24 protein-coding genes are annotated in these 25,517 nt (G+C 45.5%); 15 read left to right on the top strand and 9 right to left on the bottom strand.

Annotated elements, in window-relative coordinates; genetic code table 11:
• Positions 1 to 86 precede the first annotated feature (86 nt).
• From FBF61_RS04730 to FBF61_RS04720, 3 genes are all read left to right on the top strand, one after another.
• Positions 87 to 464, top strand: coding sequence for a response regulator (locus FBF61_RS04730; RefSeq protein ID WP_138475993.1), 378 nt, complete (start codon positions 87 to 89; stop codon positions 462 to 464).
• A gap of 286 nt (positions 465 to 750) precedes the next feature.
• Positions 751 to 1,215: a hypothetical protein gene (locus tag FBF61_RS04725; RefSeq protein WP_138475992.1), complete on the top strand. Its 465-nt coding sequence runs from the start codon at positions 751 to 753 to the stop codon at positions 1,213 to 1,215.
• Positions 1,216 to 1,239: 24 nt separating this feature from the next.
• The gene (locus tag FBF61_RS04720; protein ID WP_138475991.1) at positions 1,240 to 1,821 is read left to right on the top strand and encodes a DUF4202 domain-containing protein; all 582 of its coding nucleotides are present in this window, start codon (positions 1,240 to 1,242) and stop codon (positions 1,819 to 1,821) included.
• Positions 1,822 to 1,939: 118 nt separating this feature from the next.
• Here the strand turns inward: FBF61_RS04720 and FBF61_RS04715 are convergent, their stop codons facing one another.
• A complete protein-coding gene (locus FBF61_RS04715) occupies positions 1,940 to 3,820 on the bottom strand; it encodes a YfbK domain-containing protein (RefSeq protein WP_138475990.1) in 1,881 nt (626 codons plus the stop codon).
• 139 nt (positions 3,821 to 3,959) lie between these two features.
• Between FBF61_RS04715 and FBF61_RS04710 the strand changes: the two genes are divergently transcribed.
• The 4 genes from FBF61_RS04710 to FBF61_RS04695 all read left to right on the top strand — a co-directional run bounded on the left by FBF61_RS04710 (position 3,960) and on the right by FBF61_RS04695 (position 7,676).
• Complete coding sequence (locus FBF61_RS04710; protein WP_138475989.1) at positions 3,960 to 4,547, top strand: RNA polymerase sigma factor; 588 nt, start codon at positions 3,960 to 3,962, stop codon at positions 4,545 to 4,547.
• A complete protein-coding gene (locus FBF61_RS04705; protein ID WP_138475988.1) occupies positions 4,534 to 5,562 on the top strand; it encodes an energy transducer TonB in 1,029 nt (342 codons plus the stop codon). Before FBF61_RS04710 ends, FBF61_RS04705 begins: the two co-directional genes overlap by 14 nt.
• Before the next feature lie 494 nt (positions 5,563 to 6,056).
• A complete protein-coding gene (locus tag FBF61_RS04700; RefSeq protein WP_138475987.1) occupies positions 6,057 to 6,446 on the top strand; it encodes a response regulator transcription factor in 390 nt (129 codons plus the stop codon).
• Between the two features lie 12 nt (positions 6,447 to 6,458).
• Positions 6,459 to 7,676, top strand: a complete 1,218-nt coding sequence (locus tag FBF61_RS04695) for a sugar transferase (protein ID WP_138475986.1) — start codon at positions 6,459 to 6,461, stop codon at positions 7,674 to 7,676.
• Between the two features lie 37 nt (positions 7,677 to 7,713).
• Here the strand turns inward: FBF61_RS04695 and FBF61_RS04690 are convergent, their stop codons facing one another.
• The gene (locus FBF61_RS04690) at positions 7,714 to 8,331 is read right to left on the bottom strand and encodes an acyltransferase (protein WP_138475985.1); all 618 of its coding nucleotides are present in this window, start codon (positions 8,329 to 8,331) and stop codon (positions 7,714 to 7,716) included.
• A gap of 98 nt (positions 8,332 to 8,429) precedes the next feature.
• On the opposite strand from FBF61_RS04690, the gene FBF61_RS04685 reads away from it, so the two are divergent.
• The 6 genes from FBF61_RS04685 to FBF61_RS04665 are packed head-to-tail and all read left to right on the top strand — an operon-like array spanning position 8,430 to position 15,345.
• Positions 8,430 to 9,098, top strand: a complete 669-nt coding sequence (locus tag FBF61_RS04685) for a TolC family protein (RefSeq protein WP_229214915.1) — start codon at positions 8,430 to 8,432, stop codon at positions 9,096 to 9,098.
• Positions 9,095 to 11,275, top strand: a complete 2,181-nt coding sequence (locus FBF61_RS04680; protein WP_138475983.1) for an exopolysaccharide transport family protein — start codon at positions 9,095 to 9,097, stop codon at positions 11,273 to 11,275. The genes FBF61_RS04685 and FBF61_RS04680 overlap by 4 nt, the downstream gene beginning before the upstream one ends.
• The gene (locus FBF61_RS04675) at positions 11,272 to 12,450 is read left to right on the top strand and encodes a glycosyltransferase (protein ID WP_138475982.1); all 1,179 of its coding nucleotides are present in this window, start codon (positions 11,272 to 11,274) and stop codon (positions 12,448 to 12,450) included. Before FBF61_RS04680 ends, FBF61_RS04675 begins: the two co-directional genes overlap by 4 nt.
• Positions 12,451 to 12,464: 14 nt before the next feature.
• Positions 12,465 to 12,611, top strand: a complete 147-nt coding sequence (locus FBF61_RS34455) for a hypothetical protein (RefSeq protein WP_166444419.1) — start codon at positions 12,465 to 12,467, stop codon at positions 12,609 to 12,611.
• Positions 12,612 to 14,117, top strand: a complete 1,506-nt coding sequence (locus FBF61_RS04670) for an O-antigen ligase family protein (RefSeq protein WP_229214914.1) — start codon at positions 12,612 to 12,614, stop codon at positions 14,115 to 14,117.
• 46 nt (positions 14,118 to 14,163) lie between these two features.
• Positions 14,164 to 15,345 carry a glycosyltransferase gene (locus FBF61_RS04665; RefSeq protein WP_229214913.1) on the top strand — a complete coding sequence of 394 codons (1,182 nt, stop codon included), beginning with the start codon at positions 14,164 to 14,166 and terminating at the stop codon, positions 15,343 to 15,345.
• Positions 15,346 to 15,366: 21 nt separating this feature from the next.
• Here FBF61_RS04665 and FBF61_RS04660 read toward each other — a convergent pair whose 3' ends face one another.
• The 4 genes from FBF61_RS04660 to FBF61_RS04645 are packed head-to-tail and all read right to left on the bottom strand — an operon-like array spanning position 15,367 to position 20,462.
• Positions 15,367 to 17,976, bottom strand: coding sequence for a response regulator (locus FBF61_RS04660; protein ID WP_138475981.1), 2,610 nt, complete (start codon positions 17,974 to 17,976; stop codon positions 15,367 to 15,369).
• A 19-nt stretch (positions 17,977 to 17,995) separates the two neighbouring features.
• A complete protein-coding gene (locus FBF61_RS04655) occupies positions 17,996 to 18,763 on the bottom strand; it encodes a glycosyltransferase family 2 protein (RefSeq protein ID WP_138475980.1) in 768 nt (255 codons plus the stop codon).
• A gap of 26 nt (positions 18,764 to 18,789) precedes the next feature.
• On the bottom strand, positions 18,790 to 19,566 hold the full coding sequence (locus FBF61_RS04650; protein ID WP_138475979.1) for a glycosyltransferase: 777 nt from the start codon (positions 19,564 to 19,566) through the stop codon (positions 18,790 to 18,792).
• 23 nt (positions 19,567 to 19,589) lie between these two features.
• The gene (locus FBF61_RS04645; protein ID WP_138475978.1) at positions 19,590 to 20,462 is read right to left on the bottom strand and encodes a glycosyltransferase family 2 protein; all 873 of its coding nucleotides are present in this window, start codon (positions 20,460 to 20,462) and stop codon (positions 19,590 to 19,592) included.
• Between the two features lie 360 nt (positions 20,463 to 20,822).
• On the opposite strand from FBF61_RS04645, the gene FBF61_RS04640 reads away from it, so the two are divergent.
• Both FBF61_RS04640 and FBF61_RS04635 read left to right on the top strand, forming a co-directional pair.
• The gene (locus FBF61_RS04640) at positions 20,823 to 22,160 is read left to right on the top strand and encodes a lipopolysaccharide biosynthesis protein (protein ID WP_138475977.1); all 1,338 of its coding nucleotides are present in this window, start codon (positions 20,823 to 20,825) and stop codon (positions 22,158 to 22,160) included.
• A gap of 75 nt (positions 22,161 to 22,235) precedes the next feature.
• Positions 22,236 to 23,471 (top strand): glycosyltransferase, encoded by a 1,236-nt coding sequence (locus FBF61_RS04635; protein ID WP_229214912.1) that lies wholly within the window; start codon positions 22,236 to 22,238, stop codon positions 23,469 to 23,471.
• A 2-nt stretch (positions 23,472 to 23,473) separates the two neighbouring features.
• On the opposite strand, the gene FBF61_RS04630 is transcribed toward FBF61_RS04635, so the two are convergent.
• The 3 genes from FBF61_RS04630 to FBF61_RS04620 are packed head-to-tail and all read right to left on the bottom strand — an operon-like array spanning position 23,474 to position 25,515.
• On the bottom strand, positions 23,474 to 24,607 hold the full coding sequence (locus FBF61_RS04630) for an acyltransferase family protein (RefSeq protein ID WP_229214911.1): 1,134 nt from the start codon (positions 24,605 to 24,607) through the stop codon (positions 23,474 to 23,476).
• Positions 24,604 to 25,173: an anti-sigma regulatory factor gene (locus FBF61_RS04625; protein WP_138475975.1), complete on the bottom strand. Its 570-nt coding sequence runs from the start codon at positions 25,171 to 25,173 to the stop codon at positions 24,604 to 24,606. The genes FBF61_RS04630 and FBF61_RS04625 overlap by 4 nt, the downstream gene beginning before the upstream one ends.
• A gap of 3 nt (positions 25,174 to 25,176) precedes the next feature.
• Positions 25,177 to 25,515 (bottom strand): STAS domain-containing protein, encoded by a 339-nt coding sequence (locus FBF61_RS04620; protein ID WP_138475974.1) that lies wholly within the window; start codon positions 25,513 to 25,515, stop codon positions 25,177 to 25,179.
• Positions 25,516 to 25,517: the final 2 nt, after the last annotated feature.

Raw genomic sequence — 25,517 nt, 5'->3', positions numbered from 1 at the left:
AAAGTATAAAAATAAATCAATTTATTCACAATTTAGCAGGCCCATTGTCCGGCAGTTGGTTTGTAAAACTTCTTTATCCAGGCATAATGGAATTTATACTGATAGACGACAGCGTATTTGATTTGCTCACGGAGGAAAAGTTGTTGCTGAAAAGCGGTCTTACCGACACCGTGAAGTCATTCAGCTCTGCTCAGGAAGCCATCAAATTCCTGAAAGAACAAACAGGGGCTATGCCCGAAACGGTCATTTTACTCGACCTGCAAATGCCTGAAATCAACGGTTTCGAATTCACCCGGCACTTTGCCGAGATGTCGGAAGAAATGCGGAAACGGATCAGGATTTACATGATATCATCCACAGTAGATAGCATGGACATCGAAGAAGCCAGGGATAATCCGTATATTATTGAACTGCTTTCCAAACCCCTGGAAATCCCGGTTCTCAGGTCACTCCTTGGCGAATAGTCCGGCAAATCGGCGACCAGTCATGAATAATCCTTTGTCCTCTCACCTGCAATATTCAGCTCAAACGTAAAGACACAAGCATCGCTTTTTCTGCCCGCATTTACCAGAATGGAATATGCATTTACCGGAGCCGCGGAGCGGTTGACGGAAACCTGTGCCTATGATATTCGCATTTGCTGTCACGCGCCAACCAAAATATCTGACAGATTTGCGAACGGGAGTTGTTTGAGTTTTTTTGTTTTAGGATGTCCCTATATTTGTAAATGTACATTTAACCATCTCAGCAATGTTTTTTAGAAAAACACTGATCATTGTTTCGGGTATATTTATTTTGTCCGCCTGCAAAAACGGCGCGGGTAGTGCAGGAGAAGCCGCAGACATACTTACCGGTTCCCCAACTTGGTACATCAACGAAATAACTGTCAATGATGCTGTTACCTTCAGGGATGGGAAAATGAATCAGCAGTTTGGCAGCATCGATTTCGAAAGGTATATGGAAACAGTGAAGATCAATAGGGACGGCAGTTTTACAGGTATGTTCAAAGGGGATACTAAACCATTTGCTCTGAAATGGAAAACGAATGAAAAGAACATAAGTGTGGGCGCGGTCGATGAGTCGGTAAAAGGAGGTGAGTGGACGATTGCGCCGGAGGATGTCCGGGAAGGCTCGTTTATTATGAAAACCCAGAGTACTGCATACGACTACCCGCGGATGACGAAAATCGCGTTGAAATTTACAAGTGAAAAATAACTGCGGGTACTTCCCAAATTCACCATGACAAAACTTGAACAAGCTTTCGAACTTTTCGATGCATATAACAAAAACTCCCCGGAGCACCTGGTTTATGAAGAAAAGGAGTATCCTGTCGAATATTTCTATGCCCTGAAATTGCACGAATGGGTTACAAAACTTGATCCCGATGCGAGTGAAAGCCTGCTGCTTGCGTCGCGGTGCCAGCATATCGGCAGATGGGAAAGCCCCCGGAGCAACTATCCGGAGGGGCGGGTCGGATACCTTAAATGGAGAAGTGACCTGTCCAGATATCATGCCGCCAAGGCAACGGAAATTCTCACATCGGTTGGATTTGATGCAGATACGATCGACCGCGTCCGGCAAATTGTTTTAAAACAAAGGCTGAAGTCTGATCCTGAGGTGCAGACCATGGAAAATGCGCTATGCCTGGTTTTCCTGCAATACCAGTTCGATGATCTGATAACAAAACTGACAGAGGAAAAAATGATCGATATTTTGCAAAAAACCTGGGCCAAGATGAGTGCACCGGGCAGAGAAGCAACCGCAACCATCCAGTTCAGCGAAGCAGCGAAGGCTTTACTTGCGAAGTCCTTAAATGACTAAGCTGTTGCACTGAGGGCATTTGTCAACCTGAGCCGGCCGCGCCGTCCGCTCAGGTTGCTTTTTACATTGTCAATTGGCGCTCAGCCCGACAAACGAATATCGCCGGGCCGATGCCATCTTAATCCTTCCTGGCAGTTTCCTTCCGGCTGTCGAGCATTTGCGTTGTTTTTACGAGCCTCACAAATTCGGCCCTGTAACCTTCTTCATCTGTACCTAAAGCATTTTTTGCAAGGTATAGGACTGACTCATAGCTCGCATTTCCCTTGTAGTCCGAGTTACGGAGAAGCAGGCCATAGGCAGCGACGGCCGCAGAAAATCGCAGGTTTTCGGAGCACGATGCAAAAGGTCTTGGGGCATTTTTGACCGGCATATCAAACAGTATGCTTTTCTCGCTGTCAGGTTTTTTATAGCGGATTTTCAGCGTCAGCAGTTCATCCGTTTTTCCGGCACCGGAGAGTTCGCTTTTTTGATATTTCAATGGATCCGTCCTGGGCAGATAATGGTTGTTAAGTCCTGCCGGGATAATTTCGTAAATAGCGGTAGCTGTATGCCCTGAACCCATTTCGCCGGCATCTTTCTGGTCGTCGTGAAATTCTTCGTTTTTTAAAGCCCTGTTCTCATAACCGATTAACCGGTAGGCTTGTACAAATGCCGAATTAAATTCAATCTGGATTTTTACGTCTTTGGCAACCGTGAACAAAGTGCCGCCAAATTCCTGTACAAATTCTTTCCTGGCCTCCTGTATATTATCAATGTAAGCGTAATTTCCGTTGCCCTTGTCGGCAAGGGTTTCCATATTGTTATCCTTATAATTACCCATACCAAATCCAAACACGCTGAGGTAAATCCCGTCCTTTCGCTTCCGCTCGATCAGGCGCTGCAATTCGCCTTCACTGGCTATCCCTACATTGAAGTCGCCATCTGTGGCGAGTATGACCCTGTTATTACCGTTTTTCAGAAAATTCTCTTTGGCGAGTTTGTAAGCCAGCTCAATCCCGTCCCCACCGGCCGTGGAGCCTCCCGCTTCCAGATTTTCCAGTGCTTCCTTGATTTTCATTTTGTCACTGCCGGAAGTCGGAGGCAAAATCACACCTGCGGCCCCCGCGTACATCACCAGCGAAATTTTATCTTCTGCCCGTAATTGGTCTACCAGCAGTTTAAAAGCCTGTTTCAGCAGAGGGAGTTTGTTCTGATCGGCCATGGAACCGGAGACATCGACCAGGAAAACGAGATTGGAAGAAGGGAGATTTTTATTGGAAACCGATTTGGCCTGCAAGCCCACATGCAGCAGTTTTAATCCTTTGTTCCAGGGAGAATCTGTCAGCTCGGTGGTAACAGAAACAGGGTGCTCGCCCTTCGGTTGCGGGTAGGTGTAATCAAAATAATTGATCATTTCCTCGATCCTTACGGCATCGACGGGCGGCATTTGTCCCATATTCAGAAATCGGCGGACATTGCTGTAAGCCGCACGGTCAACGTCGATGGAAAAAGTAGTTACCGGCTGCTGCGCGGCGATCTGAAAACCGTTTTCATTGACAGGTTTGTAATTTTCGGTATTCATTTCAGCCCGTGGGAGAATTCGTCCACCGTAAGATGCTGCGGCCGGTGAAGTCATCGTTTTGAACGCTACTTCATACTCGCCGATATTTTTCGGTTTTGATTGGGCCAGGTCAATTAATTCGTCGAGGAGCCCAGGCACCAAATCCACAACAGCGGGGCTCAATTGAACATTTAATTCCGAACCGGAAGCCAGCCGCACCTCCCTCGTTTGATAATTTGCATGGCTGAATCTTACCGATCGGGTATTTACGGGCACACGGATCGCATACTTTCCGAGCGAATCCGTTGTGGCCGCAATGCTGGTTCCGTACACTGTTACAGATACGCCGGAAATGGTTTTTCCAGCTGTATCGGTCACGGTGCCGGTTATTTTCTTGTCTGGGACAAGGTAAAATGCACTGAAAAGCAGTGCAAACAGGATAATTAGCTTTCCTTTCATGGTCTGGAATGATTAGTTTGTTGCTGGATGCAGACCGGCGGGTAATTCCATAAATTTTTTAAACTTTTTTTATGGAATTTTATAAACAGCTGCATCCATAAGCAGTTACCGTAAAAGAGTTTTCATCAAGCGTGCACTTGTGAGGTTTTTAAGGTTATTAAAGAATAAAAAGACGGAACCGCCTGCCGAAGCGGAAAAACTGCTGGCTTATCGCAGAACCGGGGACATTCGTCTGCTGGGCGCACTGTATGAGCCTTATATGGAAATGGTGTTTGGAATTTGTTATAAATACCTCCGGCAGGAAGAAGAAAGCAAGGATGCCGTGATGCAGATTTTCGAAAAACTCGTTACAGACCTCAAAACACATGAAATCGACAATTTAAAGAGCTGGCTGCATACTGTTGCAAGAAATTTTTGTCTGATGCGGATCAGGGGAAGGCGGGTCTTTGAAGCAATCGACGAAAAGCAGGAAAGGGGAGATCTGAAATATGATATGAATGACGATGAAGGGCATTCTGAGATAGAGATCAATCTAAAGGTACTTGAAAAATGCATGGAAAGACTGGTTTACGAGCAGCGAACGAGCGTCGAATTGTTTTTTCTCAGGGAGAAATGTTACCGGGAAATATCCGACGAAACCGGTTTTGATTTTAATAAAGTGAAGAGCTATATCCAGAACGGAAAGCGGAACCTGAAAATTTGCATGGATAAAAATGGCAGCAACTGACTCAACGCAACATCCTGGTTTTGAAGATTTCCGCCGGTATTATTACGGTGAGATGTCTTTCGAAGAGCAGCATCAATTAGAAAAAAAGATGCTTGATGAACCTCTTGTGGCCGATGCCTATGAAGGATTTGCGGCAATGCTCGACGATGAAACAGACATTGATCAAGTAAAAAAAGACCTGTCGGCGCGACTTTATGAGCGGGTTCCGGAAAAACGAAAAGGCATAATTCCACTTTGGACTTATGGAGCCGCTGCATCGATCATCATTGTGATCGGTGTTTTCTGGCAGACCCAAAAGGGTTCATTATCTTCTGAAACGGCAGAAGTGGGGGTAGAAGAAGTTCCCGCTACACTTCCGGTCATCAAAGAAACTAAACCTTCCCACACAGTCGCACCGCGTAAAAACCCCGGTGAAGTATTATCTGGCAATTATAAAAAAGCCGAAGTTCCTGCCGGTGCGTTACAATCTCCTGTGAAAGATTTTCTCGCTGGTGAACGCATTGCAGCGATTACCGAAGCAGCGGAAAGCGAAATTCAGGTGGAAAGGGAAACTCTGGACATTAATTCCCCGGATGCATTTATTCCTGCCAAGCCTCAGCAATTTAACCTGGATTCCCTGAGAACTGTTTTGGTTACGCCCAAAAAAACTACGGTACTTCCGGAAAATGTCAATGCCCGGTCTGCGGCTCCCGTTTCTCCTCTGGCAGCTTCAGGCCGCTCCGGTGGCCTGATCGCCAGGAATAACTCGCCTATGCCACTAGGCGGCTGGCTGTCTTACCAGGATTACCTGGAAACCAAAACCAAAGATGCGGCGATCAAAGGGATAGTGACAGTAACATTTTTGGTAGGATCGGACGGATCACTTACCGGGTTTTCTCCCAAAGGTGATCAACTGCTTTATGATCAGGCCATTCGTATCCTGAAAGAGGGGCCCGCGTGGCTGCCGGCCATCTCCAATGGCGAAAAAATCCTCAAAACAGCAGAGGTAACAATCCATTTCGGCTCTCGCCAGTAAAGGCACAGGTTCTTTTCCCGAGCTTGTCACCAAAGAAAAATACTATTTGTTGCCGAAGTAATGTTCAACGGCATACTCGCCCGTATATCTTCCGAAAATTTCGAATTTGAAGCTACATGTAGAATTAATTGAACTAAATTTGCTATTTAGGTTGTTAATTTTTTGACTTATTGTTACAAGTATTTATTTTTACTTCTTAGATTTATCTATTCACCCCCACACAACCGGTTTCCTATATTTTATACACATTACTAAATTGAACAAAACATTTGAGTAAAATTCAGAGCAGAACGCTGGGAAAGAAACATTTAAAGCAGTGCCGTATAATTTATTAAGGGAAATTTTGTTATCGACGGTTTTATTATTAATTCTACAAAATTAATTCGCGTACTTACATGTAGTTTCAGCTTCTTGTTTCGGTCGCTGTAAATGCATATCCCCCGAATTGGAAATTAGCCCACAAAAGAATTATCAGAAAGATATTTATTTAACCTATGGACAATAAGAAAAGTCTGTTAATAATAGATGATGAACCGAGTATCACGAAGATTCTTGAACATTTTCTAAAAAAGGATTTTAACGTAGTAATTAAAAGTGATGGGTCCGAGGGGATGCTTTGGCTCGAAGAGGGTAACAAGGCGGATCTGATCATCGCGGATTTAAATATGCCTAATCTCAGCGGAAAAGAGTTTTTGAAGGTGGCGAAGGCGAGCAATTTGTATGCTGACATCCCCGTCGTTATCCTTTCCGGATCAGATGAAAGCAGTGAACGGATCCAGTGCCTGAACCTGGGAGCTGACGATTTTATGGTCAAGCCGTTCAACCCCATGGAAGTACATGCCAAGATCAACGCGATCCTGCGCCGAAGTAAACGCTACTCTTAATTACTGTCACCAATGGAATTGACAAGCGAATCTCCGGAAATGGTTGTTGAGAAGAAATCTCGTGCGCCGCATTTCAGGGTCATGTACCTGAACACAGACCTGGAACAATTTTTACGTTTTTCGGAAAAATTCGAAAATGAACTGCAGGCTGAGTATTTCGATAGGAAAGAGAGCGTTCTCGAAGCCCTGCATGAGAATTTCCCGGCCGATGTGATCCTGGCGCATGCCGACAGCGGTGGGTGGGAACTATTGGATACGATCCGGAGCAGCTCGGGGTTCGGTAACATCCCTTTTGTGATCCTCGTTGAAAACCTCAGACGTGCCGACATTGAAAATGCCAGGAAGAAGCATGCCGACGATATCTTTTCCGTGAAATTCGATGACGGAAACCTGATTACGCGCATCAGATACTTCAAAAAACGTCAATGGTATGTAGCCAACAAAGCGTCCCAGAAAATAGGGTCGCAGCAAAGTCGCACCCCATTTTGGAAAAGGGCTATTGACGTGATCACGACAGGCGGGGCAGTCATATTGTTGTTGCCGGTCTTTTTGCTGGTTGCATTATTAATCCGGCTCGATTCCAAAGGCCCCGTATTCTACAGATCCAAAAGGGTAGGCAGTGGTTATAAGATTTTCGACCTCTACAAGTTCCGTACCATGCGGACAGACGCCGACCAGATGATCAGAAAAATGGCAGCCCTGAGTATGTATAACAAAGCGCCGGAGCCTGTCCAGCAGCAAATGGAACACAGCGGGTTGTGTGAGGACTGCCTCGCTGGCGGCCAGTGCAAAAGCCTGCTCTTCCTGGACGGAAAAGAGATCTGCGAAAAACTTTATCATTTTCAGAAGGAGCAGAAAGCGGCATTCATGAAATTTCAGAACGACCCGCGTATCACGCGTTTCGGACAGTTTCTCAGAAATTCTTCCTTGGATGAATTGCCACAGCTGATCAATATCCTGAAAGGGGACATGTCGCTGGTAGGGAATCGTCCGCTGCCTCTGTATGAAGCAGAAAAAATGACCACAGATGATAAGATACTGAGGTTTGCTGGGCCTGCCGGTCTGACGGGTCTCTGGCAGGTAACGAAAAGGGGGAAAGGTAAAGCCGATATGTCTGAGGAAGAAAGAACCCAGCTTGATATCACCTACGCCAAAGAGTTTTCATTCAAAATGGATATGCAGATCATTCTTAAAACGTTTCCTGCGTTGCTGCAATCGGAAAACGTCTGAGAATCAAAGCGATCTGCACCAGTTATTCATCAATATGTCAATAGATTTTTACCCATTCTTTTTGTGTTTCGTCATATTTTTTGATGACGCGGGAAGGATTGCCGACCGCGACAGAATAGGGTGGAATGTCTTTGGTAACAACCGCGCCAGCTGCAACAACCGAATGTTTGCCGATGGTAACGCCTGCCGTGATAACGGTGTTGGCACCGATCCAGCAGTCGTCACCGATCACAATAGGCGCAACGCTCACCCCTTGTTTGTGTATGGGCTGTTCAATATCAGTATAATTGTGGTTCAGGCCGCTGGCCACGATGTTCTGGGCAAGAATAACATTATTGCCGATTTTCACGGGCCCGATGATCACATTTCCAAGACCGATCAGGGAGTTCTCTCCGATTTCAACATTACCCACTCCATTATTAATAGTACTGAAATCTTCTATCGTCGAATTGTTCCCGATCGAGAAGTGATTGAAGGGGACAACATCCATCCTTACCCAGTGCCGGATAATTACGCCCCGGCCTTTCCGATGATAAAACCTGTTTAAAAAAAGCCTGACCCAGAGCCTCGGACGTGCCTGGTTGGTGGGAATAAGGAGCCAGTGAAAAAACTTTTTAAGCCGGGCGTTTTTTCGGATTCGTTCAGAGATAGACATTAGGATGAAGAATAGTGAAGTTTGATTTAGTTGCAGTATAATTTCTATACCGTTAATAAAAGTAGTTTTTAATAATTTATTTTTTAAAATTAATGCAGATGAAGTACGCAGTGTTTTTGATTCCTCTGTTTTTTATCATTCACAGCACTGAGGCGCAGGAATCTTTGAGTAGGGATGTTTCTTATTCTTACCTCGAAAAACTCATTGCCGTGTCCAAGGCTAATTATCCTAAAAATAAAATGTACGACGCCCGGCTCTCAGTTGCGGAGAACGGTGTGAAGAGAGCCAAGCTGTCGTATTTCGATATTTTTTCATTCTCCTACCTCTACAGCCCGAATAATAACACAGCCACCATTTCACCGAGTTTTCTGGGCGGCTATCAGTTTGGCTTTTTTGCCAATATCGGTTCATTCCTCCAAAAGCCGAATCAGGTGAAGCAGGCGAAGGGCGAGTATGCGGCGGCACAGTTTGACAAACAGGCTTTTGACCTGAATATGGAGGCGGAAGTTAAAAAAAGATATTTTACATACATACAAAAACTGGCCGTGCTGCGGGTGCGGTCCGCCGCTATCCTGGATGTGGAAAGTATGATGGCAAGCATTAAACACAAGTTTGAAAAGGGTGAAGAGACGTTGCAGAACTATAACCAGGTGCTGATTACACACTCGGACCACCAGCAGATGATCATCAATGCGGAAGGTGACGTATTGATTGCGAAAAGCAGCCTTGAGGAATTGTTGGGACAAAAACTTGAAGATATAAAATGACCGAATTTTTGCAATTTTTACGACTGCTGCAAAGGAATAAAGTGACGCTGATCCTTGTTCCCCTCATCACCGTGATCGTCTGTTTCTTCCTGGTAAAAAAGCTACCTGATGTGTATGAGTCGCATGCCCGCATCGCAACGGGGCTGGTTGACAAAACAGACCAGATTGTTACCACCCAAAGAGACGAACAGGATTCTCAGATCAGCAGGAAATTTGAAAGCCTGATCCAGGCGATGCGCCTTAAAAAAACGCTTGACCAGGTTTCTTACAAGCTGCTTTTGAATGATTTGAAAGGTGTAAAGGATTCTACATGGCGAGAGCCTGTGAAAGAATTCAGTGAGATGAGCAAGTCAGACAAAAGCAAGGCAATTGCGCTGCTAACCCAGAAATACAAGGCTAAAGAAGAACTTTTTCTGTGGAAACCCTTCGAAAACCGGATCAATAAGATTCTGGATGATATGGGTTACAGTGCCAACGCACTGCGCGAAAAGCTGGTCATTTACCGCACAGGAACCGGTGATTTTATAGACATAGAATTTGAAGGCGATGACCCGGCGTTCACCGCATACGTCATCAATACGCTGAGCAATGAATTCATATCATTCAACTCATCGAGGATTGTCGGGAACAACAGGAAGACTATCGAATTTCTGCAGAATTTTATGATGCAGAAGCTGGATGCGCTCAATGCCCGCATGAATACGCTGAAAAATTACAAGATCCAGAACCGCGTACTCAACCTGAATGAGCAGGCAAAGAGCATTTACGGGCAAATGGCGGATTTCGAAACACGGCAACAAATGGCCGAAAGGGATATCATAGCCTACTCAGCAGCGATCAAGAACATTGATAATAAGTTTAACCCTGCTGACCGGGAGTACTTTGAAAGTGCGCTGACGAGCCTCAACCAAAGTATTGTTGCAAGCAAAACCAATCTGAGACTGCTGAACGAAAAATATGTCCAGAGTAATTTTGACCCGAAGCTGAAAGCAGGTGTGGACTCGGTCAGAACCCAGCTCGTAACGCAGATCGCAGCTGCCTCTGACAAATACATTTACAGTCCGATGGCATCCAAACAAGACCTTGTAACACAAAAGCTGACTATGGAGATTTCTCTGGAGCTTTCGAAAAACAGCGTTTCTTCGATCAAAAATGAGTTAAAAAGGTTAAATAAAAAGTTTGACGGACTGGTACCCAATGAGGCCAAGATCCAGGAGTATGAAACGGGGATCGACATTGCAAGCAAGGAATACATTGAAGCTCTTCAGCGGTATAATGAGGCCAGCCTCGAATTCAGTTTTCCGGTTTATCTGCGGCTGATCGAGCGGGCGATGCCGGGTGAGGTACAGGCTTCGAAGAAAATGGTACTGGTTATTCTTTCAGGGGTTATCAGTTTCACTTTCTGTGTGTTTGTATTTTTTATTCTCTTTTATCTCGACAAATCCATACGGTATCCGCTGCAGCTCGCCAATGCTACCGAGCGCCCGGTTCTCGGTTATCTCAATGTACTGGATAAGACTTCCAGCCTGAGCCTTTCAGGGATGAATTCTTCGGACGGAAAATCCATGCGGCTCTATAAAAATCTGGTGCGTTCTATCAGATATGAACTGGATAATGAAAAGGCGGATCCCAAAATCATAGCCGTGACAAGCTTGTCTGAAGACGTAGGCAAAACTTCCCTGGTCATAGCGTTGGGATGGGCATTTTCGAAAATCAATAAGACCGTCCTGATCATCGACGGGAATTTCGGGCAGCCGGATGTATCAAAACTCAATCCTGACTACAGCCTTTTTGATACCTATCTGAAAAAAGATGTTATGCTGGACGCTACGCCCGGGCAGATCAGTATCCTGGGGAACAAGGGAGGTGATGCTTCTCTGCTGGAACTGGCGGATGAAAAGCTGATCAATGAAAAACTGACGGCTTTGAAAACTCAGTTTGACATTATCCTGATCGAAACCGACTCTCTGAATGCGATGAACAAAGCAAAGGAATGGATCACATTTTCCGACCGGGTAGTGGCTGTGTTTGCAGCGGGGCGCTCAATTTCGGAAGAAGACCAGTCTAAGATACAATATATCAATAACCTGGGGGAAAAATTTGCAGGCTGGATATTGACGAATACTGAAGATATCCCCGAGCAGGCAGGTAAAATCGGTAAACCGGTAGAAGTATGATAGTATTAGAACTTGCCTGGCTTCTGTTCCAGTGCCTGATCGGGTATAACCTGATTTTTCCTGTGGTACTTTTAATGATTTTCAGCTTTAAAAAACGGCCGGAAGTCAGAAACAGGCTTTCATCTGTTTCCGGCGTGCCTGACTATGCTATTATCGTGACTGCCTACGAGCAGATCGAGCAGTTGCCGGCTGTCGTAAGTTCTTTGCTGAAACTTAATTATTCCAGCTACCATATTTATGTGGTCGCAGACAAATGCGATACCACCGGTCTTCACTTCGGCTCTGATAAAGTATCACTTTTGCGTCCGGAGCAGGTTTTGGGCAGCAATACGCGGTCGCATTTTTATGCGATCCGTCATTTTATCCGCCCGCATTCGCACCTTACTATCATTGACAGCGACAACCTCACCGATCCTGAATATCTCAATGAGCTGAATGTTTATTTTGACTGCGGATTTAAAGCGGTCCAGGGTGTGAGAGAGGCCAAAAATCTGGATACTACCTATGCGCGTCTGGATGCGGCGAGGGATATTTATTACCATTTTTACGACGGGAAAATACTTTTTGGCTGTGGGTCTTCTGCGACGCTGGCAGGTTCCGGAATGGCATTTACCACGGCACTTTACCGGGAATGCCTGGAACATCTGGATGTAACCGGCGCTGGTTTCGATAAAGTACTTCAGGAAGCTATCGTGAGCAGGGACTACCGTATTGCCTTTGCCGAACATGCCGTGGTTTATGATGAAAAGACCAGTGGGACTGGTCAGCTTGTCAACCAGCGGGCGCGGTGGATCAACACCTGGTTCAAGTATTTCTCTCTTGGGTTTAAGATTGTCTTTAAAGGCGTGGTCAATTTCAGTGCCAACCAGTTCCTGTTTGGGCTGGTGTTGCTGCGGCCGCCGCTGTTCATTTTTCTGCTGCTTTCCGGCTTTTTTCTTTTGGTAAATCTATTTATAGCCCCCGTAGTGGCATTGGTGTGGTTAATAGCCTTGTGTGTTTTTGTACTGGGTTTTTATATTTCATTGAAAAGATCGGAAACGGACCGGCGGATCTATCAGTCGCTGGTGAATATTCCGAAGTTTATTTTTTTTCAGGTCCTGGCGCTTTTCAAATCCAGGAGAGCTAACCAGATTTCTGTGGCGACGCGGCATGGGCATTCTGAACAGCATGAGTGACGAACGATACCGATATGAAAATTTATCCTGTAAAATCAGAGAAGAAGGAAAAGATCAGTTTTGAGCATCTGACGCCGCTGCAAAAGAAAACACGGCAGGTGGCATTGTTGCTGGCACTGATCAGCGGGTTTATTTTTTTCTTTAAAATCCTTTTCTTTTAAGTGGAGAGAGATATCCGGATTTTTGCGGCAGAGCGAAACGGCAGGTACCCAACTTTTGGTGCACGGCTGAGGCAGTTGTTCTGGGTTGAAAAACTCAATAACACGACTGGCCTTGTGCTCCTGCTGGCATTCTCGCTGATCTTCGGGATGCTGATTGCTTATAAGGGGATTATTGCCGGAGCTGTTATTCTGGCCGTTTTATTTGTGCCTACCATTATTTACGGAATTGTAGCATACCCGTTATTCGGCGTGTCGGTGCTGCTGATTATGGCCTACATGTTGTTTTTTATCATGAGGCTGGGTATCAGTTTTCCGATGGGAACTGCAATGGATGGCATTCAGGGGCTGCTGATACTCGGCTTTTTCATCTATCAGAAAAAGTATCCAGACTGGACGGTCTTCAGAGGTCCGGTAAGTATGATGATCCTGATATGGATCGGTTACAATTTTACAGAAGTGGTCAATCCGGCTGCTGAGTCAAGACTGGCGTGGGTTTATACGATACGGTCTGTGGCGATCGTGATGCTGATGTATTTCGTGTTCATGTATCAGATCAAAACGGTCAAAGCCATGCGGATCATTTTGAAAATATGGATCAGCCTTTCCGTATTCGCGGCTTTTTATGCCTATAAGCAGGAATACATCGGTTTTTCGGGGCCTGAAGAGGCCTGGCTCTATTCCGATCCGTTGGTTGCGGATCTTCTTTTCATAGGTGGCCGCTGGCGCAAGTTTTCGATCTTTTCGGACCCGGTAGCGTTCTCCTACAATATGGTAGTAAGCTGCATTTTGTGTATCGCCTTGCTGACCAATGCGAAAGTGCTCTGGAAAAGGATCATGTTTTCCGGGTTGATAGGGCTATTCTTTACGGCGATGCTGTTTTCGGGTACCAGGGGTGCCTATGTCTTATTGCCCGCGGCAATGGTCATGTTCCTGATCCTCCGTTTCAGCAAGTCTGTACTTGTTGGCACTGCCATCGCAGGCGTTTTTATATTGTTCCTGATATTTGTTCCCACCGGCGACCCCAATATTGTCAGGTTTCAGTCTGCATTCAAGCCTTCGGAAGACGCATCTTTTAACCTGAGGGCGGCCAATCAAAAGAGGATCCAGCCCTATATTCTTTCACATCCCATGGGTGGCGGGCTTGGGGCCACGGGCGCCTGGGGGCAACGTTTTGCGCCCCAATCATACCTGGCCAATTTCCCGCCCGACAGCGGATATGTGCGTATAGCCGTGGAGCTGGGATGGATCGGTTTACTGATATTTTGTTTTCTGATGTTCTTCATCATGCGGGAAGGGATCAATAACTATTTTACTATCAAAAACCCCGAACTGCGAACGTGCTGCATGGGCATGCTTTTGATAGTGTTTGCTTTTAACATTGGTAATTATCCGCAGGAGGCACTGGTTCAGTTTCCATCAAACATATATTTTTACCTGGCCGTCGCACTGATTAACATCACAAAACGGCTTGATGATAAAGAAAATATGAAACTGGCGGGTCTCTGAAATATTTGATTGTTCAGTGGAAAAGCTCCTGTAAACTATAAATGACATGATGGATATCATTATTACCGGTCAGCAAGCCTGGGATGTGGAAATTGGTAGTAATTGTAAGAACATTGCGCTGGAATTTAGCAAGAATCACAGGGTCCTGTATGTGAATTCCCCGCTTGATCGCAGGAGCTTGCTGAAAAATCTTATGGACCCGAAAGTACAGAAGCGGCTCAGGGTCGTCAGGAAGAAGCGTGACGGTCTTGAAAAGGTCAATGAAAATCTCTGGGTATTGTACCCGGACCATATCAGCGAATCGATCAACTGGATTAACTCCGATCAGATATTTGATTTTTTTAACAAATGGAACAATAAGGTATTTGCTTCATGCATTCAGAGTTCCGCTGACCGGCTGGGGTTTGAAGACTTCATTCATTTCAACGACAATGATATTTTTCGCGGGTTTTACCTCAAAGATTATTTAAAACCCCGGCTGTCCGTCTATTATTCCCGGGATTACATGCTGGGGGTAAATTACTGGAAAAAGCACGGGCAGAGACTGGAACCAATGCTCATCGCGAAAAGTGACCTTTGTGTTGCCAACTCCCCCTATCTCACGGACTATTGCAGAAAGTATAATGAAAAGTCGTACTACGTAGGCCAGGGCTGTGACCTGGAGATGTTCCTGGATGGTATAAACGCAAATGAACCAGAAGATATTCGTGCAATAAAAAGGCCCAGAATAGGGTATATAGGTGCCGTGCAATCCCTCCGGCTTGATCCATCGCTGATACACCACATTGCCGCTACCCGGCCCGGCTGGAACATTGTGCTGGTGGGAATGGAAGACGATGAATTCAGGAAAAGCCCGTTGCACCAAATGCCGAACGTGACGTTTACAGGCCCAAAAAGCATAGAAACATTACCTGCATATCTCAACGCTTTCGACGTTTGTATCAATCCGCAGATTGTTAATGAGGTGACGATCGGTAATTATCCACGTAAAATAGATGAATACCTCGCTGTGGGAAAGCCTACCGTCGCTACGAGGACGGAGGGTATGCGTATTTTCGAAGGCTACGTGTATATGGCCGAAAACAAAGAGGATTATATTTCATTGATTGAACAGGCTCTTGCCGAAGATTCGGTTTCGAAATCCGAGGAAAGAAGGGATTTTGCGAGCTTGCATTCCTGGGAAAATAGTGTGAAGGAAATTTATACGGCCATTGAAAAGTCCCTTTAAAGAATTTCAATGGCCTTTTTTTTACAATTGCTTTAATGCTACCAGTCCGGATTCAGATTCCGATCTCAAATTTACCAGCGTTTGCTCATATCTGTTTTCCCAGATCCCCTGCTTTAAGACTGCTTCCAGCTCTTTGTATTTATTAGCAGTTGACAGGAGCCCCACCGAAAAAAGGGAAGACCGGAACTTATGGATTGAAAGTCGTAATTTCTCCTTGTCACCCAGTGACGAAGCTTCGTGGATAGCGTCCAGCTGAACTTTGCTGTCATTTTCAAACAGGGATATCAGTTCATCGCGCAGTTCATTATCGCCGCCGGTAATTTCGGCGAGGTACTCAAGATTCAAAATACTATCGGACATGTTTTCTTGGATTGGAGGGATGATTTTTTTTGATTGATGCGAAGTTTCGAAATTTTCTTTGTTTCCTAAATGTGCAATGGTGTAAATCAATTCACTTTCTTTAAAAGGTTTGGAGATATAGCTGTTGGCCCCGATGCTAAGGCATTCTTCCTTTTCGCCCACCATGGCATGCGCGGTCATGGTGATAATCGGTATTGTTTTCGAGATGGAGCTGCGAATAGCCTTGATCGCCGTATAACCGTCCATTACCGGCATCTGGATATCCATTAAAACTACGTCAAAGTCTTCTGCAGCGAGCTTTTCCAATGCTTCCTGTCCGTTGTTGACGATAGTCAGCGGAACGTCGAGCCTTTCAAAAATAGCTTTCAGTAATTTCTGGTTCAGCGTATTGTCTTCCGCAGCCAGCACCTTTAGGGAGGAAATAGTGTCGCTTGAAATCTCTTTGTTGTCGATTGTCTCTTCGAGTACTACATTCTGAAGTACTTCGAACGGAAACTCCATTGTAAAAATCGTACCCTTCCCGAGTTCGCTCTGGAGGTTCAGCGTTCCGTCGAACAGATGAACCAGCGATTTCACAATGCTCAGCCCGAGCCCGGTACCTCCAAAAATTCTGGTGGTGCTTTCTGTTGCCTGGACGAAGCGGTTAAATACTTCGTCGATTTTGTCTTTCGGTATCCCGACTCCGGTATCCCTTACCTCAAACCTGATCTTTTGTACCCCGTTCAGCATAGTCCCAACGGGCTCCACCAGTAGTTTTACACTGCCGGTTTCCGTGAATTTCACAGCATTCCCGCACACATTCAGAAGTATCTGGGTGAGACGAAGCTTGTCCGCACTGACGATTTTGGGCAAATTGTCCGGCATCACAGCCTGATAGGAAATTCCTTTTTCAACAGCCCGCTGATCGATGATTGCGGAAATGGAGTGTACCAGCTCCCCGATCGAAACAGGTGTTTTGTCCAGATGTACCTGCCCGGCCTCGATTTTGGAAAAATCCAGGATATCGTTGATCAGCTCCAGTAAGCTTTTGCTGGCATACTGTATATAACCGACGTACTCCAGACTTTTCGGGTCTTTTACTTCGCTGTCCAGTAAATTGGTAAAGCCGATGATAGCGTTTAACGGCGTCCGGATCTCATGGCTCACATTGGAAAGGAAAATATCCTTCACGCGGACAGATTTTTCAGCCAGCGTCCTCGCTTTTTCCAATGTTGCTTCATAATTGGCCCGCTCGGTAATATCTCTGAAAACGGTTATAGCGCTGGTTATCTCCCCTTCCAGGCCGATCACAGGCTGGACGTTCGTTTCGAGGTGATATATTTTGTTGTTTTTGACAAGATCGATCTTATTACCGATCAGTTTTTCTCCCTGCAACGCACGCGCCACCGGCAGAGTCTCCGCTGTAAAACGGACGTGGTAGCGGGTAGGATCGAGCAGTTTTATCTGCGTTACCTCGTCCGAAAGTGTCTCCAGTTTTCCCGATTTGATCCCCAGGATCTCACGTCCGGATTGGTTAAGCAATACAATTTCGTTCTGTGCATTGATCACCATAACACCGTCGGGTATTGCTTCCAGGTACTGGTTTACCAGCCGCTCCTTTTCGAAGATTTCCTTCTGCAAAAGTCTTTGTTTCCGCTTGTCGCGGTTCAAGAGGATGATCGCCAGCAATGTCAGGAAAAAACCCACAACACCGGTCACAAAGATGAAAAGAACGGAGTTTTTCTGGGTGCTGGCTACCAGCTTGCGACGCTCGTTCAGGTTATGGTTTTCATGGTCCCGGATCTCGTTGATCTTGGCATTGAGCTGCTTGTTGAGGCGTGCATCCTCTCCTTCTTTTATTTTATTAAAAGCAGAATCAGCCCCCATTACGCGGTGAATGGTGATAATGTCCTGGGTGTAAGATACGATGTCGCTGGAGATGGAAAGCAGCTGTCGTACCCGCCGCGTCTGGATGCTATCCGTCCTGACAAGATTAAATAAGGTGTCGCTGATCCCGATCAGCTGGATTTTTTTATTATAATTTTCAGACAACAGGTCCTCTTTCTGTGTGATCAGGAACCCGCGCATATTGGACTGGAAATCCTTAGTCACCAGTTCAAAATTGGCAGTCTGGTTCAGAACGCCAATTGTAACGTTCAGTCGCTCATTGTTCAGGGACAGATCTCTTACGTTTTGGTAAGTAAAATACTGGGAACAAAAGATAAGCGCCAGCCCAAGGTAGATGCTGGCGTAATACCATCTGAAAGAATTATTGTTTAGGTTGGTTGCCATAAACCTTTATTAGTAACGGCTAGGTCAGATAGTCAAAATTAAATTTCAAATGGCGGTACAGGTGCCGCATGCCGGTAAGGATCAACTGATCACTTTCCCGCCAGACGTTCCTTTTCATTGTACTGGGCTCGGATTCCGAATTTTTCTGGAAGAACAATCCCTGGAAATCTTTGTAGAACATGGCTTTCCCGCGGTTTTTGAGAAATGACATCATCATCCGGTATTCAGTCACATCTCCTTTTTCCCCTTCCGCATATCTGCCGAACCGCCCGAAGAAATTACTGCGGCGCAAATGTGGATGATCGCTGTATGCGTAAAATTTCCGGTAGCCCGGTTTCCAGATTTTAAAATCCATATCATAATATCCGTTTTCAGGATTTTTAAGATATGGGTATTCGAAGTATGCATAAAAACGCACGACATCCAGCTCAGGCCTCCTGTGCATGATTGCCAGTGCATCCGTAAAGCTTGCGGGAAAAACAGATGCCGGTGTGAAATCTTCCTGCACATACAGGGTCAGCGGTGTTTTTACCGCATCCTGTCCCTTATTGATATTGTTTCCGAGGCCCTTGTTCTGAGGCGTGGTGATCAGCCGGAAATTATATTTTTCCTTCAACGTCCGGAGATATTCGAGGTGCTCGGGTTTACTGCCGTCATCTGAAACAACAATATCGCCGAATCTGCAATTTAATTCCGTAAAAGATTTTAATAGCTGTTCCAGTGACTGGCTCCGGTTGTAATGCGTGATCAGCAGGGTTACATCATCAAATTGATATTCGTTTTTCATAAAATCAGATCAGTCGGCAAAACACATTACTTCATTAATGCAAGATCCAGTGTGTTTTTCAGCCAGCGGTAACGGAGGTATACAAGACGGGAAAGCTGGATGACCGGGTTTTTACTGAGCTTCCAATTGGGGCGGTCGAGTGTGCTGGGTTCCTGTGCGGAGTTCTTTTGATCAAATAAGGTGGTGAATTCATTGTAAAACAATCCTTTTCCCTTTTTGCTGAGAAAACTGATCGCCATTCTGTATTCACTCAGATTGATATTCACACCTTCCGGATACTTTCCGAATTTTTCAAGGAAATTGCTGCGGCGCAGGTGCGGGTGGTCGCTGTAATAATAGAATTTAAGGTGGCTCATGTCCCAGAACGAATAAACCATTTCTGAAAATCCTTTTTTGAAAGGTTTCAGGTTCGGATAGGCGAAATAGGCATAGAAGCGTATGATATCCAGCTGTGGATCTTCCCGCATGAACTCGAGCGCATCTTCAAAATGCTCCGGGAAAATTTCTGAAGGGTCAAAATCTTCCTGTACATACAAGGTATAGGGCGATTTTACAGCTGCTTGCCCTTTGTTGATATTATTACCGAGTCCCCTGTTTACAGGCGTGGTGACAAGCTCAAATGTAAACCGGTCTTTCAATCCGACAACTTTGTCGAGATGTTCCGGCTTGCTGCCGTCGTCCGAAACCACTATTGCCGCAAACTGGCAATCCAGGTTACGGAATGAAGTGAGCAGCCGCTCCAGAGAGCCGCTTCGGTTATAGTGGGTAATCAGCAGGGTTGTGTCCGAAAAAATATGCTGCATAATGGATGAATATTTAAAACTGATCAGGACGCCGAGAAATACTCCGACATTCCCTTTAATTGTCTTTTAGCCCGGTTTATGAAAGCGTTTGCGATACTGCCATCGTCCAGGAGCCGCCGCGGTGAAGTGAAAACCGTCGCTTTTGAATCTGTGACCCTTTTAAGGTTACCCTCTTTTTTCAGGTTGAGGGCCATGCGCCCGTCTTCGGCTTCGTTCATGTAATCGGCCCCAACGACATTGGCATATACCCTTGAGCCGCTTACTTTGAAGCCACCGGTGGTACGGCCTGTTTCCGTCACAAATCCCATGTTGAAACCGTACACATTCAGGTACTCCCTGTTTTTCTTACGGATCCGGATCATAATTTCCGCAAACTGCTCATAGACCCAAAGTCCGAACCTGCCCTGGTTTTCGGGCGGGATGAACGAATAATTGCCGTAAACACCGGTTATGCCGGAGTCCTTTTCCATGGGCGCCACCATAAGATCGATCCAGTCCGGCGGATAAAAAGTGTCGGAGTCTGCACACAGATGATATTTTCCGCGGGCCATGTCCAGGCCCATCTGCCGGGCAAAAGGTGTTCCCTGGATGGTCTGCAGGTAGTTTCGCACGCCGAGGGTATCCAGCACAAACTGGGTTCCATCCGTAGAATTATTATTGATGACGACGATCTCCACTTTGTATTTTGTGCGGCTTTGAGAAAGTGACGAAAGCGTACGGTAAATGTTGTTTTCCTCATTCCAGGCGGGTATCACCACTGAAACATCCGGTTTTTCTTCCTTAAAACTGCTGATGGCGGTTTTAAGATTTTCAATTTCCTGGTTTGTCAGGTCCTTGAACTGTTTGTTCCTAAAAAGATGTGGTAAAAGCCATTTCGGCAAACCAAATAAACTCATTTTCAATATGTTTTAACAATGCTGAGGCTGCAACGGATTTAGTTTAAGGCTTCGGCCAGCACATGAGCTGGTCTGAAAACGGACTGCTTTCCTTAACCGGATATTCTTTTGAGGAGGAGAATTCTTGACCTGTTGCGCAAACCGGTGTGCGACGAAATTCCCAAATAGTAAAGTTTTTTGGCATAAGCGAGAGTACTGTGATATAAATAAAAATATTTCGTAGCAATTAATCTAGCAAAGAAGCAAATTAGTTAATTTGTATCTATAAATAGTTTGTAATTCAGTAATGTCTTCGATAAAAAATCACTTATTTGCACTACGCTCAAAAGCAAAGCCCGCTATATACTTATTGACTCGTTCATGGGATTTCAACTTTCACAAAAGTTAAAAAATAAACACTTTCTTTCTCTTGCCGGCAACGGGATCATGTCTGTTTTGGGCATGCTGAACATGATTATCCTGTATAGAGCTCTGTCGGTGGCCAATATCGGGATGTGGGTTTTCTTTCTTTCTGTTTTGTTGCTGGTGGACACCTTCAGATCCGGTTTTATTACTACTGCTTTTATTAAATTTTATGCCGGGTCGGGTACGGAGAGAAAACAGGAAGTGGTGGGTTCAACCTGGTTCATAGGGGGCGCGATAACCGGGATCCTGCTGCTGCTCAACATTCCAGCCTACTTCTTTTCCCCTTATCTGAAAAACCCTTCCCTGGCTTTGTTTATGGAATGGTTCGGGATCATCTATGTGGCCTCTTTGCCTTCGTTTATCGCTTCCTGCGTGGTACAGGCAGAGCAACGGTTTGATCAGCTGCTCTATATCCGTTTTTTTAGCCAGGGCGTTTTTATTTTTCTGGTGGTCATTATGGTTTTTACCGGTACGGCCTCACTTCAGAACATTATATATGCCTATCTCACAGGTGCCATCGTGACAAGCCTTTATACCATTTTTATGGGCTGGGCATCGGTTTCAATGTTTAAAAAACGCACCATGCCCTGCATCCGAGAGTTGTTCCATTTTGGCAAATACAGCGTCGGGACTACACTCAGCTCCAATTTGTTTGGCACATCCAATACGATGATTATCAACTTCCTGCTCGGGCCGGCAGCCCTGGCGGTGTTTAATCTGGGACAGCGGTTAATGGAAATTATTGAAATACCTCTCAGAAGTTTTGCCGCCACAGGAATGCCGGAACTTTCGGCAGCTTATAACGCCGGTGACAAGGACAAAGTGATCGGTACCATGGCCCGGTATACGGGCATTCTTACGATCGCCCTGCTACCGGTTAGCATAGGGGCGGTGGCACTGGCAGATGTGGCGATCTACATCATAGGCGGGAGCAAATATGTGGGTACAGAAGCTGCGAACATTATGCGGCTTTTTATGACTTTCGCACTTCTTTATCCGATGGACAGGTTTTTTGCACTGACGCTCGACGTGATCCATCAACCGAAGATCAATTTCATCAAGGTACTTGTAATGCTTGCCGCGAGTATTTCTTCATCTTTTATCGGCATTGAAATCACCGGAAGTATTTACGGGGTGGCTGTCGCGGGGGTTATCCCGACGCTCATTGGGGTAGGGGTAGGTTACTGGGGGCTGAACCGTTTCCATCCTTTCAGCATTTTTAGCGTAATAACCACAGGATATTCCGAGGCTTTCAGTGTGATCAGGGCTTACTGGATGAAGCTTGGATTTTAGGGGGAACGACGAGCAGACAGGCGGTCTGAGTATGGATTTTTTGATGGAGTTAATTCTATGGTGAAATGTACAGAAATGAGGTCTACAAATACAACAAGCCGATTGGAACTTAAAGGACACCAGATCATTATTTTCGGCTTGCCGCGCTTCGACTCGAAGATCGAATCGACAAATTATACTACCGCCAAGCTCCTGGCAAGGGAAAATACCGTCTATTACGTTGAAAATCCTTTTACGGTCAGGGATTATTTTAAGCTCAGAAATTCTTCCGAGTATCAGAGCAGAAAGAGGTACTTTTCCCCGACCGGCACAGACCTGATCGATACGGACATTCCTAATCTGAAAGTTATTATTCCGCCCATACTGCTGTCGATCAACTTTTTGCCTGAAAATATTTTTTTCAGGGCTGCGTTGCATTGGAACGAATTTCTGATACGCCGCAAATTGAAAGGCATCATCCGCGCGCACCGGATCGAAAATTTTATCTATATCAATTCCTTCAATTTTCACTATCCCGGACTGGCCGACGGTCTTGACCCCTTACTGAAGATCTATCATTGCCTGGATCCCATGGTACTGCCGTTTAACCGCAAGCATGGCATTATATCTGAGAAGATCCTTGTGAAAAACAGCGACCTTGTGATTTGCAGCAGCCGGCAATTGTATAATGAGAAAAAGAAGGAGAACCCCAATTCTTATTTTGTTGCCAATGCTGCTGATATCAGACACAGCAGCAAGGCTTTGAATCCGGAACTCGCTATTCTGCCGGTCATAGCGAAAATAAAAAAGCCTGTGATCGGGTATTTTGGTGCCATCGAGCGCCGGATAGATTACGATCTTTTGAAAGCAGTGATAGAGATCAACCCTGAAAAAAGTTTTGTTTTTGTGGGGCCGGTCTCTCCGGACTTTGTTCCCGAGTGGTTCAACACCGCTTCCAATGTGTTTTTTACGGGCCCGGTAGCTTACGATGATATGCCTGCGGTGATCAAAGGTTTTGATGTTGCCCTGATCCCCTTCAAGAAGGATGAAGTCAGCAGCAGTATCTTTCCCCTTAAGTTATTCGAATATCTGGGCGCGGGCAAGCCGGTAGTGGCTATCGATTTCAATCCTGACCTGAAAGAATTCACAGGTGATGCGGTGGTGTTCTGCTCCGACCCTGAGACTTTTTCACAGGCCATTCATAATGCGCTTGCCACGGACAGTGGCCAGCTGCGGGAGGAAAGGATCGGGATTGCCTCCGAAAACACCTGGGAAAGCCGGGTAGATGCCATGGCGGATATCATTGAACGGCATTTGCAGTCGAAATCCTAATATTAGATTTTGACTTCCTGCTTTTCAGCCTGCTTTTTGGACGATTTGTACTGAAATCTCATTTCAATGTTTTTGTATGTCCAGGCCGAGACGAAATAAATCAGCACGAAATTGACAATGAAAAGCCAGGAGTAAGATGCTGGGGAGAATTTCAGGATGCGGATAAAAAGTACATTGAAAAGACTGATCAGCAGCGCGTGGGTCATGTAAATGGAGTAGGAGTACTGGCCGAGCTTGTGGAGCAGGCCAACGCTTTTCAAACCCGTGGAAAGAATGCCTTTTTCAAATGAAAAGATGTAAATACACGCAAAAAACAATGCTTCGAATACAATCCCGAACGATTTAAGCGCTTCCCCATGGTATATGCAGAACCCGATCAGGGCCAGGGTAACCAATTCGCCTGCTGTGAATAAAAAAGCTGGCCAGTTGCGCACCTGCAAGTGGGTTGCACTGAATAAATTGAAACAAATCACACCCGCAAAGAACCCAAGTATTCCTCGCAGAAAGCCGTAATTGAAACTGTAATTGATCTGAAAACTCCCGGACACCTGCCACAAACATGCCAGGGAAATCAGGATGATGAGAGCATAAAAGATATTCCTGCGTTTGTACTGTCCGGAAGTATGGATCCCGACAAGCAGCCCGCCGAATACCAGATAAGCCATCATTTCCGCGCTGATGGACCAGCTAGGGATATTCCAGCTGACATCGGCCACGCCGGGAACAGGTGTTGAATTGATCAGGAAAAGCGAAGTGAAAAAGGTGAGCACATTGTTTGCTGGGTTTTCCAGGTTATTGACTTTGATGTAGGGATTAAGAAGGTTTTTGGCAACTTCCATCCCCACGAATGCCATCAGCATAAAAAAATGCAGCGGATAAATCCGGTAGACCCTTTTCGTTAAAAACAATTTGAGTTGTTGTCCGTTGCCCAGATACTGGTAACTGTACGCGATCACAAACCCGCTCAGCACAAAAAAGAAATCCACAAACATATCCGAATTTTCGACGAAGCTGTTTTTCAGGACCGGGGTTTCTGCAAATGGGCTTAAATGGAACAAGAAGACCAGGGAAGCAAAGATCCCCCGGAAAATATCCAGGACTTCAAACCGGTGTTTTATGCTATTCTGATCTTTCATTCGGTGTAATCGAAGGTGACGCTGAAAATATTTCGTTTGTTATGGCGGTCGTATAAATAGCTGAAATGGTCGGATGATTTTGCGATGATCATCAGCCCGAAGTGTTCGCTCGTATTGCCCAGCAGCTGCGGCATCTCCATATCTTCCATTTCGATAACCCTGAAAATAGCGGTATCGCGGCTTTCGGTGAAAACGCGGAGTGAATCCATGCCGTTGTGGTAAATCTCAAATTCCTGGCCCAGCATCGAATCCCGAAGGGGCCATACAAGCTCCGCGGACGGTTCATTGACCTTAAGTCGCAGCGGATTCCCCGAATCTTCTTTTTTTATAACCAGGTTTTCTGCACTCAGCTTAAGTGTCAGATTGCTTTCTGCTGTGCCTGCATGCTTGGTGCCGTTGAGCAGCAGTTCGGTAATCGTCCATTTAATATGCGGATGGATGGTCACTGGTACCGGCAATACGTCTTTTTTTTCATCGATGTAATTCAGGCAGCTCGTTAAAACCGAGTTCAGATTTTCCGTAGCGTTGTGAAATACAAATGATTTTTGGTACCTGTGATCTTCCATGGACTAGTTTATTTTCTCCATAGCCTGTTCATAATCTTTAAAGATTTTAAAGACCTTGTCCATTCTAATCAGCGTTAACAAGTTTTTTACATCGGGTTTGAGAGATACCAGATAAATGTCCACATTGCGCGGCATGGCATATTTCAGGGCTACAACCAGGCTTCCTAAAAATGAGCTGTCGATGTAATTTACGTTTTCGAAACTCACAATGATCAGTTTCGCACCGTTGGCAATCAGGGTGATCATTTCTTCCTTAAACAAATCCGCATTGGCCAGACTCGCTTCATGAGGCATAATGGTAGCCTGCACTACTTTTTCAATTTCGTTGATTTTTAAAATCATTA

Origin of the sequence: Dyadobacter bucti (genome assembly GCF_005869225.1) — a bacterium.
GTDB lineage: Bacteria > Bacteroidota > Bacteroidia > Cytophagales > Spirosomataceae > Dyadobacter > Dyadobacter bucti.
Note: the sequence above shows the minus strand (reverse complement) of the source record. Positions and strands in the feature narration are given on the sequence as shown.